The sequence below is a fragment of the uncultured Draconibacterium sp. genome, from assembly GCF_913063105.1.
Classification (GTDB): domain Bacteria; phylum Bacteroidota; class Bacteroidia; order Bacteroidales; family Prolixibacteraceae; genus Draconibacterium.
The window spans coordinates 99,116-113,042 of sequence record NZ_CAJXYQ010000007.1 but is presented as its reverse complement, the minus strand read 5'-3'; the positions used below and the strand labels follow the sequence as shown (position 1 = coordinate 113,042).

Sequence of the window (13,927 nt, the reverse complement as noted above, 5' to 3'; positions counted from 1 at the left end):
TTTTTGATTATGTGCTACGATATAAAAACTAAAGTTGAAGCAGCACTTAAGCGTGCCCGTCATTATGGCAACCAGGAGGCTGTTCAAATGCTTATCGAGCAGTTTCGTCCTTTTCTGGAGGAAGAGTTATTTCACGTCTCTGGATTTCAGCATCCGAAATTGCTGATATATACCAGCGAGAATTATAAACTACCTGTTGTTGCCAGTTGGGGGCTTATTCCGTACTGGGTAAAAAACGAGCAACAGCAACTTGATATCTGGAACAAAACAATTAATGCCCGGGGTGAGAGTATTTTTGAGAAACCTTCCTTTCGCACTTCGGCAAAATCAAAACGTTGCCTGGTATATATCGATGGTTTTTTCGAACATCATCATTTTGCAGGAAAGACCTATCCATTTTATATTCAGCGGGTTGATGGAGACCCCATTGTGTTAGGTGGACTTTGGGATGAGTGGACAAATAAGGACACCGGTGAAGTAGTAAATTCGTTTACCATTGTTACAACAAAAGCGAATAATTTAATGCAAAAAATCCATAATAATCCTAAACTAAAAGAAGCACGAATGCCACTTATTCTTTCCGAAGAAGATGCTGACCGTTGGCTAAATGAATCAGCAGATGTAGCTAAAAAAATAATTGTACCCGCCCCCGAAGGATTGCTAAAGGCCCACACCGTGCGCCGGCTAAGGGGAAAAAATGCAGTTGGCAACTCACCTGAAGCTGTTGAGGAATTTATTTATCCGGAGCTTAAATTCAGCGCTTGATTTCGATTGGAGCCGACAATGCACTTTCATTATTTAAGCGATCGAGAACAGAAATCCGAAGCTCGTATTTTTTCTTTTTTCGGTTAATCCTGTCGAACTTAATACTTTGCTCTTTGGTTATTTCATAAATATTTTCGCTACTGTTTTTATCAAAATCCTCTCCTGCTTCAGTTAGGTATAAAATGTATTGCCAGGCTTTATCCATTTCGTTTTCGGTACAAGCCGGTGACCATTTTAGTTTTCTTCCCGATTTTTTTATCCGAACCAGTGGTGCAGGAGCTTTACTATCTATCCAGGGCATGGGCGGAACAAGTGCCTTGCTTTTATAATAGTTCAATCGTAAACTGTCTTGAAAATTAAGCAAATCGCCCTTAAACCATTTGCTGCTGTAAAACGATGAGCCTTGAATTTCAGGAATCGCTCTTAAAATCTGAATTTGTTTAGGCAGTTGATCAGCTTCGGTCCATTCGGGAGTACTTGATTTAGCGCTAACTTTGTATGGTGCCTGTCCGATATACATTGCGCGACCGTAGGCATGGTTTTTCCACCAGTTGGCAAGTAGTTTAAAATCTACGGCCGGATGGCCAATATGCCAGTACAGTTGTGGTAGCGTATAATCAATCCAACCTTCTTTTTGCCATTTAATAATGTTGGCATATAAATGGTCGTAATTGGTGGATCCGGCTTTGGTGTCGGAGCCCAGCGGATCGTCTGATTTGTTCCGCCAAACACCAAAAGGACTGATTCCAAATTTCACCCAGGGCTTAATTGCTTTAATCGAATCGTTCAGCATTTTTATGGTAATGTCAACATTTTCGCGTCTCCAGTCGGCTTTTTGTTCTGCTGAAAATCCTCTGTTATACAGCTTAAAAGATGTGGAGTCGGGAAATTCTTCTTTTAACGGATAAGGGTAAAAATAATCATCAAAATGAATGGCATCTACATCATAACGCTTAACAATATCCTGCACCACGCGGGTAACAAAAGCTCTGGCCTGCGGTAATCCGGGATCGAAATACAAACGTTCGCCGTACTTTAAAATCCAGTCGGGGTGCTTAAAAGCAATGTGGGTTGTTGAGAGGGGGTCAGTAAATTTCTGAGCAACCCGGTAAGGATTTAGCCAGGCATGTAGTTCCATTCCGCGTTTATGGCATTCGCTAATCCAAAAACTTAAGGGATCGTAATAAGGTTGAGGTGCCTGGCCCTGGGTGCCGGTAAGGTAACGCGACCAAGGCTCCAATTCCGAATGGTAAAAGGCATCGGCTGCCGGCCGAATTTGTAGAATTATGGCATTCATGCCTAAACTTTCATGTAAATTTAAAATATCGGTAATCTCTCTTTTTTGAGCTTCGGTATTCAATCCTGGTTTCGATGGCCAGTCGATATTTACCACAGTTGCAACCCAAACAGCTCTGAACTCGTATTTAGGTTGTGCACATAGGATTACTGAAAGAATTGAGCAGCATGTAAAAAGGAATAGAAATTTTCTCATTTTGCCAGGTATTTGTAAACACAAAAATAAGAGAATGTTATTTACGGGAAACGATTTTCCGCGAAATTGCCAAGTGGGTTTTTCAACTAAAAAAAATTGATATCTTTGTCGCAAATAAAGAAGTAAAAAAGAATACGATATTTAAGAAAAACACCAGGCTTGTCGTTCTGGCAAGTTTGTGGTTTATTAGGTTTAGTTGGTTTAGGTTAAAAAGGCTGTCAGAAGGGCAGCCTTTTCTTTTTTCTGAATTTTAAAACCACCTGTGTTCTTATCTAAGGCGTTTACGCACAAAAAAAGGCTGCCAGATTACTCCAACAGCCCATATATAGTTGTTTTTTTTTTGATTGAGATCTACCTTTTCATAATTCCGTAACAAACAATTTTCAGAATAATATCTACGCTTCGCTCCAGGTTTACGTTGCTGTAATTTCCTGCAGCCAGAGGCATTTCCAAACCTTTTATGGCAGTAGTTATACCAATTGCAGCCAGGTTAAAATCATAAATTTCGAATTCATTTTTACGAACCCCTTCAATAAGAATTCTTTTAATCATACGAATCTCGTCCTGCTCGTATTTTAGTTTTACCTCATCAATAAAACCAACGGCAGTAACATCGTTTTCAATGGCATGGTAAAAATTTGCCAGATTCCGGAAGGTGGCCATTTTGGTTAATATATAGTCGCGCAGTTTATCAACCGGATCGGTGTTTCTGTTGATCACAATTTCCAGCTCGTGAGCTAAAATTTCAACCTCTTTCATTATTACAGCCTGAAAAAGGTCTTCTTTACTTTTGAAATAATAATAAAGCGAGCTTTTTCCTTTTCTAACGGCGTTGGCAATATCATCGAGGGTGGTTTTTTTGTAGCCGTATTTGCTGAAAATATCACGGGCAATCTTCAGGATATTTTCTCTGTTCATATCCTTTTTATTCGCAGTTTCCGCTGAATTTTGCATGAATTAAAACATTTTTCTGTGGTAAAAACTTGGCCAAATATAACCATTTATTTGAGCCATTATCCTTTTTTAGAACATTTTACTTAAACAGACGATACTGATTCATTCTTTATCAAGGCCTTATAAATGGTTGAGAACTATATGTGAATTATTCGAAATTCTTTTATTCTGTTTGTTCGGCCAGTCTGAAATCAAGTTGTTTTCGCTCGAGATTAGTGCGCCAAACCTGTACATTTATTTTTTCGCCCAGCTGAAAACTTTTATGCGAGTGACGTCCAACGAGGGCATAATTTTTTTCATCAAAAATGTAGAAGTCATCGTCCATTTGGGCAATGGGTATCATGCCTTCAATTTTGTTCTCCAGCTCAACATAAATACCCCAATCGGTAACTCCCGAGATGGTTCCGGGGTAGCTTTTGCCAATGTGGTCTTGCATAAATTCCACTTGTTTGTATTTAATTGAAGCTCGTTCGGCATTGGCAGCTTTGGCTTCCATATCGGATGAATGTTTGCACAAGCCTTCGTATTTTTGCTCGTTAACCGACCGCGCTCCGTTTAAGTATTTCTCCAATAAGCGATGCACCATCATATCGGGGTAACGACGAATAGGAGAGGTGAAATGTGTGTAATAGTCGAACGATAAACCGTAATGGCCAATGTTTCGTGTTGAATACTCTGCTTTGGCCATGGAGCGGATGGCCAGTGTTTCCACCACATTTTGTTCGCTTTTTCCTTTTACTTCGTTTAATAATTTATTGAGCGAGGTGGAAATTGCCCGGGGTGTAGTGAGCTGTATGCCGTGTCCAAAACGCTGAATAAAGGTGTTGAATGAAACCAGTTTATCCGGATCAGGTTTATCGTGAATACGGTAAACAAAAGTTTTGGCAGTTTTCTTTTCGGGTACCTTGCCAATAAATTCGGCCACTTTTTTGTTCGCCAATAACATAAATTCTTCAATCAGATGATTGGAGTCTTTGGCTTCTTTAAACGAAACGGAGAGAGGTTTGCCTTTTTCGTCAATATCAAACTTCATTTCAACGCGTTCAAAAGCAATTGATCCGTTTCCAAAACGTTTTTCGCGAAGCTGAAGAGCCAATTGATTAAGGGTAAGCACCTCGTTGGTGAAATCTCCTTTTCCGGTTTCAATAATTTCCTGTGCCTCTTCGTAGGTAAACCTTCGGTTGGAGTGGATAGCTGTTTTACCAAACCACTGTTTTTTTACAATCGCATCCTGGGTGATTTCAAAAATAGCCGAAAAACACAGTTTGTCTTCGTTGGGCCGAAGCGAGCAAACACCATTCGATAGTCGCTCAGGGAGCATTGGAACAACCCTGTCAACAAGGTAAACCGATGTAGCCCGGTCTTGTGCTTCATTTTCAATAATGGTATTTGGCCGGACATAATGCGTAACATCGGCAATGTGTACGCCCACTTCCCAGTTGCCGTTACTGAGTTTTTTTAGCGACAAGGCATCGTCAAAATCTTTAGCATCAGCCGGATCGATGGTAAACGTGGTTGTTTTACGCATATCGCGGCGTTTTTTTATTTCTTCTTCCGGTATTTCGAGCGGAATTTTTTCGGCAGCCTTGTCAACGTTCTTTGGGAATTTATGAGGCAGTTCAAACTCGGCAAGTATGGCGTGCATTTCAGCATCATTATCTCCGGTATCGCCCAGTACCTCTGTTATTTCGCCAAAGGGACTGCGAGCGTTGGGTGGCCAGTCTTTAATTTCTGCAATGGCTTTTTGCCCGTCTTTGGCGCCATTTAATTTCTCTTTCGGAATAAAAATATCAAAACCAACTTTTCCGGCAGGCACCAAAAAGGCAAAATTACGAGTGGTTTGCACGGTTCCGACAAACACCGATTTGGCCCGTTCAAGTATTTCTGTCACTTCGCCTTCAAGGTCGTGTTTTTTGCGTCGGGCATAAACATGAATGCGAACTTTATCGCCTTCCATGGCATGTTTTAGGTTGCGCGACGAAATAACAACCGGATGCTCCAATTCGTCGCTGATAACATACGCAAAACCCTGGGGCTGCATTTCAACAATACCGGTTACTTTTCCGGTTCGGGCTTTGAGTTTAAATTTGCCTCTCGAAATCTGATCGAGGTAGCCATCGTCGGCCAGTTCCTGTAAAACAACATTAATTAGCTTGCGGGTTTCAGGATCTTTAATTCCCAGCGAGCCCGAAAGCTGGCGATAGTTTACCGTTTTTCCCGGATTCTCGTATAAGGAGGATAATATGGCGTTTTTAAGTTTTTTCTTGTTGTAGGTTCCGGTGCGTTTCTTTTTGCGCAGTTTGTTTTTTTTCTTTCTGGCCATTTTGTCTTTTCTTTTCACAAGCAAGTTAAAATAATTCTAAAATAACTTTTAAAAATATCAGGTTAAGTTGCCAACAAATTCTCAAGGGCAACAAACTTTTATTTCGGATTATTTAACAACTCCATACCTCCAATATTTAAGGGAATTTGTATGTTTGTAGACCATTTTTTTACAAATGAAATTGAAGGGAAAATTACCATTTCTGATTGTTACAGCCCTGGCATGGGTTGTAATTGTTTCGTCGTGTGCCAATATCGGACAGCCAGTGGGGGGACCACGTGATACCGTTCCGCCTGTTTTGCTTGAAACCAACCCCGAGTATAAAGCACTTAACTTTAATAAAGACAATATTCGGCTAACATTTAATGAATACCTGCAAACCGATAAAATATCGGAAATACTGGTAATTTCGCCGCCGCTCGAGAAACGACCGCTGATAAAAACCAAATCTAAAACACTTATTATTCAGTTTAATGAGGATTTAAAAGACAGCGTAACTTATTCGCTCGATTTTAAAAATGCAATAGTTGACAACAACGAACAGAACCCGATTGAAAACCTGCGTTTTTCGTTTAGTACCGGGCCTGAGTACGATTCGTTGCGAGTGGCCGGGCGGGTTATAAACAGTTTTAATCTGGAACCCGCAGAAGAACCTTCGTTGCTGGTTTTACATTCGAACCTGCACGATTCGGCGGTATTTAGGGTTCGCCCGGATTATATTGCCAAAACAGATGCCGAGGGATTATTTATGATCGATAATATTGCCCCAGGCACCTATAACCTTTTTGCCATTAATGATATGAATAATGACCTGCTGTATAACGAAGGAGCTGAGGAAATCGCTTTTCTTGATACGGTGGTAGTACCCGAGGCACACTTTCATGAAGAATTGGACACCCTGGTTTCAGGAGTAGACTCGATGCTGGTTTTGGGGCATACCCATTTTTTGCCCGAGCCGTTTTACATGCGCTTTTTTATGGAAGATATTTTTGAACAATACATTGAATCAACAGAGCGCGAAAGCAGAAATAAATGTTTGTTTTTGTTTAATGAATCGGTGGCTGATACATTTACGGTGAAGTTGATTGGCCTGGAAGCGCAGGACTGGCAATTGTTTGAATACAACAAAGAAAAAGATTCGGTTTTAATGTGGATTACCGATACGATGGTCTCACGTTTCGATTCGTTAAATATGGAGCTGGCTTATTATCAGCTCGACTCGATGGGCGAACCATACGTACACCAAGATACTGTTTTGATGTATTTTGCCGATAAGAAAGAAGAAGAAAAAAAGAAAAAACGACGCAGAGATGATGAGCAAGAGGAAGAAGGTCCCGAGCCTATTCCGCAGTTCTATTGGCAAAATAACCTCTCGTCAACCATGGAATTGAATGGGGTGGTTCAATTGGTTACACCCGAGCCTGTTCGTTCGTTTGATTTTTCGATGTTAAGGTTGTACTTAACAGAAGATACTTTAAAAACGGCATTGCCAGTTTCTTTGCAAAAAGATTCGGTAAAACACCGTACCTATTCCTTTACTTACAAGTGGGAATCAGAAACAGATTACACCCTGGAAATTGATTCTGCTGCGTGCACCAATATTTTCGGGATTACCAGCCAGGCATTAACAAAAAGTTTTACCACCCGCGAGGAAGATTATTATGGTAGCCTGGAGTTTTCTTTTACCAGTGTTTCAATGCCAATGATTGTGCAAATTCTGAAAAATAACGACGACGAAGAAGTGTTGCGAGCAAAAACGATAAGTAAAGACGGATCGGTGTTATTTGAGTACCTGCCTCCTGAAAAATATAAGGTGAAAGTGATTTACGATGCCAACGGAAATGGAAAATGGGATGGTGGAAGTTTTCAGGATAAGGTACAGCCCGAACGTGTTGCATACGTTCAGGAGGTAATTAAGCTGCGCTCGAACTGGAGCGAAAGTCATAGCTGGGATTTAACACTCGACCCACTTTTTAGTAAAAATATTCGCGATAAGGAAGAAGAAGAGCGAAAACGAAAAGAAGCTCTTGAAAAGCGCCAGAAAGAAGAAGAACAGGAACGCAACAACAGCATGTTCAAACCCGGGAATACTACTTCGGGAAGCAATTTTCAACGCATGTAAAACATTTTCCTTTGCTTTCATATAAATTTTCTAACTTTAATAAACTTTATTAAAAGAATTATGGCAAGTGTAAGAGACCTGAAGAAGGACATTGACCTGATAATGTCGTTGGCGTTAAGCGATTGTTTTTATGTGATGGAATACAACAACAATGTAGATGAAAAAGCGGTGTATGAAATTGCCGGAGATATTGTAAAAGCCCACCGCGAGCTGCGCTTGCGTGCAGTACATCCGGATGGAAAAGACAATCCGAAACTGGTAAAACAGTATTATAAAAAGTTGGTACAGGATATGTTGACTGCCGCCGATGCAGCCCTTGAAAAATTATCGGCAGAAGTGAAAAAAGTTGCTCAATAAACGGGTAGGCACTAAGTTGCTATTTTAAGTTAAAAATTTTGTGAGCAACTACCTGTCCTTTGTACCAGGTGGTTAGCTCCCATTTTCCCAATTTGTCTTCAAGTGGTTCCCAAATACAATCGCCAAGGTAAAACTCAAAATCATTGGTACGAATATATTGTTCGCCCGTAAACGGAGGCCTTATATTCCCCGCTTCGTCGGTAAAGGGCGGATGGTCAATCTCAAAATCAAGCTTCTCTCCTTTTCCATTTTTTATGTGCAGCACATAACCAAACTCCGTACCTATTTTTGCATCTATTTCTGTTGAAAACTCCAGTATTTTAGGGATATTCTTACTCGTCCTGTCCCATTCTGCATATTCGCCGTAACTGTATATCTTAAATGTAGGTCTGCGTTTTGCCATTGTTAATTATGCAATTATTGTAACAAATGTTATAATATTATTTAGAAAGCTTCTTAATTTTGTTCGCTCTAACCGATTTAGTGAATTTAATAAGAAAACATACAAATTTACTGTTTGTATTTATTTTACCGGTGTATTTCTACATCGTTCAAAATTCAATACAAAACAAACATACGCATGTTTATGCCAACGGTATTATTGTTACTCACTCGCATCCGGGTACTAACAACAATGGTCCTTTAAACGATCACAAACACACCCAATCAGAAATTTGTTTGTTTGCTTCACTGCATTTCGATTTATACGAAACACCTGTTTTTACCGAATTTAATTTTGAAGTACCTGAAATTCATAACGAATATGTTGTTGTTGATGAACAGGAACTTAAAAAACAGTTTGTACCACATCTAATTCCCAGGGCCCCACCCGTATAGTTTTCAGCTTATTTTTTTGGGTTGCATGTTTTGTGCAACAAAGGCAGTTATGCTCGATTTATGAAATGGAAACACAGTAAATCAACAGGTATAGCTGATGGATTGATTTTGTCAATCTGAAAATTTTAAAAACAGTTTGAAAACAAATTACACAGAAATTATGAAATTGATAGCTGCAATTTTATTGCATATTATCGCTTACAATAGTGTTTGGGCAGCTGGCCCCGACGATGATAAAAAGCCAAAAACCGATGCCATGTTATTTGGCGATGTAAAGTCAGATGGCGAACATATTCCGTTTGCCACAATAACAATAAAAGGAACAACAATTGGCACTGCAGCCGATGCCACCGGGCACTTTAAAATGACTCACTTACCCCTTGGTAAACGAGTGCTTGTTATTTCGGCAATAGGTTATAAAACGCTTGAAAAACAGGTAGAGCTGAAAGCCAAAGAAAGTATTACTATTTTGGCAGAACTGGAACCGGATAATATTGGCATTGAGCAGGTAGTGGTTTCGGCCGATAGAAATGCCAAAAGCCGAAAAGAAACCCCAACAATTGTAAACAGCATAAATCCGAAACTTTTTGAGCGTGTACAAAGTTTAACATTAAGCGAAGGACTTAATTTTTCGCCTGGGTTGCGCATGGAAAACAACTGTCAGAACTGTGGTTTTTCGCAGGTGCGGATGAATGGACTGGAAGGACCTTATTCGCAAATCCTGATTAATTCGCGCCCGGTTTTTAGTGGTCTGGCCGGTGTTTATGGCCTCGAGCTAATACCTGCCAACATGATTGAACGCGTGGAAGTTATTCGTGGCGGAGGCTCATCAATGTATGGCAGCAATGCCATTGCCGGAACCATTAACCTGATTACCAAAGACCCGATTTCGAATAGTTTTAAAGCCGAAATCACCAACAGTGTTATTGGCACGGGCAACGATTACGAAGCTGCAAACGACTATGGACTCAACTTAAACGGTTCTTTTGTTACCGATGATTACAGAACGGGGATGAGCATTTTTGGTTTTCACCGTAAACGCGACCCCTTTGATGCCAATGGCGATGGATTCTCGGAGCTGGCACTTATAAACAATACGACCATTGGTGCCCGACTTTTTCAACGTGTAGCCAGCCGTGGGAAACTTACCTTCGACTATTTTAACATTAACGAAGACCGCCGGGGAGGCAACAAATTTGATGTGCCACTGCACGAGGCTGATATTGCCGAAAGTGTAAAACATCAGATTAATTCCGGAGCCATAAACTTTGATTTGCTTTTGCGCGAGAGCGATAAATTTTCAGCTTATCTTTCCATGCAGGGGGTAGATCGCGGCTCGTATTACGGAGCGGAGCAAGATTTGTCGGCATACGGAGCTACCGAGGATTTTTCGTATGCAGCCGGCCTGCAATACATTCGTAAAATTGATTATTTATTGGTTGCCCCGGCAACATTAACTTCCGGAATTGAAACAAACGGCAGTTCGCTGAAGGACGAAAAACTGGGCTACTACGATGCCGCAGAAGACGAACATTTTGGAAATACCCTTGTTGCCGACCAGAAAATGACAACCAATGCCGGCTTTTTGCAGTCGGAGTGGAAAACAGATAACCTGGTTGTTAGCGCAGGCCTACGTTTCGACAGGTATACTATTGACGAAAAAACAGGACAAGAGGAAAATGTATCTGGAAATGTTCTGAGTCCGCGAATTAGCGTGATGTACAACCTTGCAGATCACCTTCAATTCCGGGGTAGTTATGGCCGAGGATTTAGGGCTCCTCAGATTTTTGATGAAGATTTACACATCGAAACTTCGGGCTCGCGAAAGGTTATTCATAAAAATAACCCGGATTTAAAGCAAGAGTCGTCCAACAGTTTTACTGCATCAGTTGATTATTCAAACCATTGGGGCGAATGGCAATTTCAGTTACTGGTTGAAGGTTTTTACACGGCACTAATCGACCCTTTTGCCAACGAATATGGTATCCCCGATGAGGAAGGTACCGTTATTTACACCCGTGTTAATGCTGAAGATGGTGCACGCGTAAAGGGGATAAATATGGAGTTTAATGCTTCGCCGTCGAGTAAATTGCAGTTGCAATCGGGGTTTACCTTTCAGAAAAGCGAGTTTGAAGTCCCGCAGGAATTTGGCGAAAAGCGATTCTTTCGGACCCCTGATTCTTATGGTTATCTAAGTGCCGGTTTTTCGCCAACACCCTTGTTCAAAATTGCCTTTACCGGAAACTACACCGGCAAAATGCTGATTCCTTATTTTGGGCCGGGGCTGGACAACCCGGAGGCTGGCGAATTACGAAAAAGCGACCCATTTTTTGATGCAGGCATAAAGCTCAGTTATGATTTCAGGCTTACTGATCATATAAAGCTGGCTTTAAATGGAGGTATGAAGAACATTTTTAATAGCTATCAAAACGATTTTGATGCAGGTATCGACCGCGATCCTGCCTACGTTTATGGGCCGTTAACTCCGCGAACCATTTATGTAGGGATTAGCATTGGAACCTTGTATTGATTTTTAACGATATGAAGGAAGAGGCTGTTGGATTCGTTCAGCAGCCTTTTTTAGTTAAACAGTTTTATGCCAAAGAAAACCGATCGGGGTTTGGCAGGACCGTAAATGTAGCCACTGTCGCGGTTTTTTCCTTTGTCGAAATCTGTCTGGTAATCATCCAGCAAGTTGGTAAGTCCTCCAAAAATTTCAATGGATGAATCAATACGTTCCAGCTCAATGGTGTAGCCCAGTTTTAAGGTCATGTCCATAAACGTAGGCGACTCAAATAATTCATCTTGCTCGATGGTTCCTGCATCGCCTGCCAGGCCGTAGTGCGGTACCAGCATAGAGCCGGTGTATACCCCCGACAAGGCCGCACTGAAACGCTTATCAGGAGTCCAGGTCACCGTATAATAGCCATAGGCTTCCGGGGTGCGCAAATAGTCTTTCGTTCCGGGCAGTTCTTCCGACCAGGCTACCGCTTCATCGTATTGGCTTTTCTGCAGCGTAATTCCGGTTTCCAGTTGAAGTGTACGGTTAAAATTAGCACGGGCCTCAAAAGTTGCACCATAAACATTACTGTTTCCGCCGTTACGTTTCTCGAGAATTGAATTTCCCGAAGCATCAGTGGCAAGTTCTTCCAAAATAAATGCATCTTTTAGTTGGGTATAAAAACCTTCAATGGTAAAGCCAATAATGTGTTTTTCGTTTGGTTTGTCCCAGTTTAACGAAGCGCTTAAGCTTTGCGAACGTTCCTCTTCCAGATTGTCGGCCAGCTGGATGGTTTGAATGCCCCCTCCGGCAAATGCAATGTGCATATCCGCATCAAAGGCTTGTGGCGCCCTAAACCCGGTAGACCACGAAAGACGCAGCTGGGTGTTTAAATTGGGCTTCATCAGCAGCGAAACACGTGGGTTAAGAATCAGGTTATCAACAAAGTTATGTTTGTCGGCACGAATTCCGGCCAGCAAAGTTGTTTTTTGTGTTATCGACCAGTCGCTTTGAACAAAAGCTCCAAAGTTGTTGGCTGTCTGGTCAATCAGGTAATCGTAGGCTTCAATTTCATCAAAAACATCGTCGCTAACAAACTCGGCGCCAAAAGTAAAAATATTGGTTCCTGCTCCGGCAAAGTCGCTAATGGCGTGATTTAGCTGTGCTCCAAACTGGTAGGTATAGTTTTTTGAGTTACCGTAAGGAGGAGCATTGTTAAAATCCTGCAAGTCATCGCCCCCGTCAGGAGCAATTCCGGTGTAATGCTTTCGTTTGGTGTACTGGCTTGCCCCATACAATACAAAACTGGTGTGCATGTTCGGAGTGTAGGTATAATCTACTCCTCCCATTATTACATCGTGCGTGCGTTCTTCCGATTGCTGCGCAAGATATGCCGGGCCGTCAATCATCTCTCCTCCAAAGCGATACTCGTGTGTGCTCGAAAAATTAGCTTCAATTTTTTGGTCTTCATCCAGCTGAAAAAAGGAATTTATACCAAATGAATTGTTTGTAATGCTTGGCAGTTCAGAAAAATTATCATCATTGGCATCAAAGGCATCGCGGTTACGATGGAAAGCATACAAAACCATGCCGGCGTTACGTTTTTGCGAAAGGGCAGTAAGGGTAGCATTTACATTATAATCGAGTGCGTCGCTGCCAATAATGGTGTTGTTGGTGGTAACTTCGTAGGCGTTTCGTTGGGGTAATTTGGTAATAATATTAACCGTGCCGCCAATGGCGCTGCTTCCGTATAAAGCCGAGGCACCACCGCGTACCACTTCAATTCGCTCTACCATTTCGGTAGGCAGTTGTTCTAAACCGTAAAGTCCGGTTAATGGACTAAATACCGAGCGGCCGTTAATTAAAATCTGGCTGTAGGCGCCTCCAAGGCCATTCATTCTTAACTGTGTGTAGTTACAGGTTTGGCAGTCGGTTTCCATGCGCAGCCCGGGTTGAAAGCTCAGTGATTCGGAAATGGTTTGTGCCGCTACTTTTTCAATGGTTTTTGCATCCAGCACATTCACAATAACTGCACTTTCGGTTTGCCGCTTAAACGTTTTAGTGCCGGTAATCACCACCTCGTCCATGTGTATTACATCTTCTTCCAAATCAAATTTTATCTCAACTGTTTCGCCGGCTTTTAAAACCACTTGCTGTTTGTCTTCTTTATATCCAATCATTTTGGCAACCAGAGTATATTCGCCAACCGGAAGATCAACCATCATGTAATGTCCGGTAACATCGGTTGTGGTTCCGTATTTAGTACCTTCCAAAAAAATATTTACAAACGGTATGTGCTCGCCTTTTGAAACAACGTGCCCGATAATTACTGCATCAGAGTGGTCGTCCTGAGCAAAAATATGGCTGGTAAAAAAAAGCAATAGAAGTGGGAGTATAAATATTATTTTATTCATCGCAATCGATTTATTTTTTTGCACAGGCAAAAGTAAGTTTTGTTGATTGCTCAGGCAACTTATTTAGAGCTTTTCTAAATAGATTTAACGCAGGCAACATAGAAATATTCAATTGTAAATTTCAAAGGGGCTGGAGTTTGCCACCGGGTAAAAGATTGTTAAA

10 protein-coding genes are annotated in these 13,927 nt (G+C 41.4%); 5 read left to right on the top strand and 5 right to left on the bottom strand.

What is annotated here, in order from left to right:
- The first annotated feature begins 9 nt into the window (after nucleotides 1-9).
- Entirely contained in the window at nucleotides 10-765 is a 756-nt protein-coding gene (locus tag QZ574_RS09040) for an SOS response-associated peptidase (RefSeq protein WP_297089014.1), read from the top strand.
- Here QZ574_RS09040 and QZ574_RS09035 read toward each other — a convergent pair.
- The 3 genes from QZ574_RS09035 to rnr form a co-directional block, all read right to left on the bottom strand.
- The gene (locus QZ574_RS09035; RefSeq protein ID WP_297089013.1) at nucleotides 755-2,257 is read right to left on the bottom strand and encodes a family 10 glycosylhydrolase; all 1,503 of its coding nucleotides are present in this window, start codon (nucleotides 2,255-2,257) and stop codon (nucleotides 755-757) included. The two genes, QZ574_RS09040 and QZ574_RS09035, sit on opposite strands and share 11 nt — an antisense overlap.
- A gap of 351 nt (nucleotides 2,258-2,608) precedes the next feature.
- A complete protein-coding gene (locus tag QZ574_RS09030; protein ID WP_297089011.1) occupies nucleotides 2,609-3,211 on the bottom strand; it encodes a TetR/AcrR family transcriptional regulator in 603 nt (200 codons plus the stop codon).
- Between the two features lie 163 nt (nucleotides 3,212-3,374).
- Nucleotides 3,375-5,534 (bottom strand): ribonuclease R, encoded by a 2,160-nt coding sequence (gene rnr / locus QZ574_RS09025; RefSeq protein WP_297089009.1) that lies wholly within the window; start codon nucleotides 5,532-5,534, stop codon nucleotides 3,375-3,377.
- Between the two features lie 175 nt (nucleotides 5,535-5,709).
- Here rnr and QZ574_RS09020 point away from each other — a divergent pair, with 175 nt between their 5' ends.
- Both QZ574_RS09020 and QZ574_RS09015 read left to right on the top strand, forming a co-directional pair.
- Nucleotides 5,710-7,656, top strand: coding sequence for an Ig-like domain-containing domain (locus QZ574_RS09020; RefSeq protein WP_297089007.1), 1,947 nt, complete (start codon nucleotides 5,710-5,712; stop codon nucleotides 7,654-7,656).
- Nucleotides 7,657-7,716: 60 nt separating this feature from the next.
- A complete protein-coding gene (locus tag QZ574_RS09015; protein WP_297089005.1) occupies nucleotides 7,717-8,013 on the top strand; it encodes a hypothetical protein in 297 nt (98 codons plus the stop codon).
- Between the two features lie 19 nt (nucleotides 8,014-8,032).
- Here the strand turns inward: QZ574_RS09015 and QZ574_RS09010 are convergent, their stop codons facing one another.
- Complete coding sequence (locus QZ574_RS09010) at nucleotides 8,033-8,416, bottom strand: DUF3859 domain-containing protein (protein WP_297089003.1); 384 nt, start codon at nucleotides 8,414-8,416, stop codon at nucleotides 8,033-8,035.
- An 80-nt stretch (nucleotides 8,417-8,496) separates the two neighbouring features.
- Between QZ574_RS09010 and QZ574_RS09005 the strand changes: the two genes are divergently transcribed.
- Both QZ574_RS09005 and QZ574_RS09000 read left to right on the top strand, forming a co-directional pair.
- On the top strand, nucleotides 8,497-8,850 hold the full coding sequence (locus QZ574_RS09005; protein ID WP_297089001.1) for a hypothetical protein: 354 nt from the start codon (nucleotides 8,497-8,499) through the stop codon (nucleotides 8,848-8,850).
- Nucleotides 8,851-9,010: 160 nt separating this feature from the next.
- On the top strand, nucleotides 9,011-11,380 hold the full coding sequence (locus QZ574_RS09000; protein ID WP_297088999.1) for a TonB-dependent receptor: 2,370 nt from the start codon (nucleotides 9,011-9,013) through the stop codon (nucleotides 11,378-11,380).
- 50 nt (nucleotides 11,381-11,430) lie between these two features.
- Here QZ574_RS09000 and QZ574_RS08995 read toward each other — a convergent pair whose 3' ends face one another.
- The gene (locus tag QZ574_RS08995) at nucleotides 11,431-13,764 is read right to left on the bottom strand and encodes a TonB-dependent receptor (RefSeq protein ID WP_297088997.1); all 2,334 of its coding nucleotides are present in this window, start codon (nucleotides 13,762-13,764) and stop codon (nucleotides 11,431-11,433) included.
- Nucleotides 13,765-13,927 lie beyond the last annotated feature (163 nt).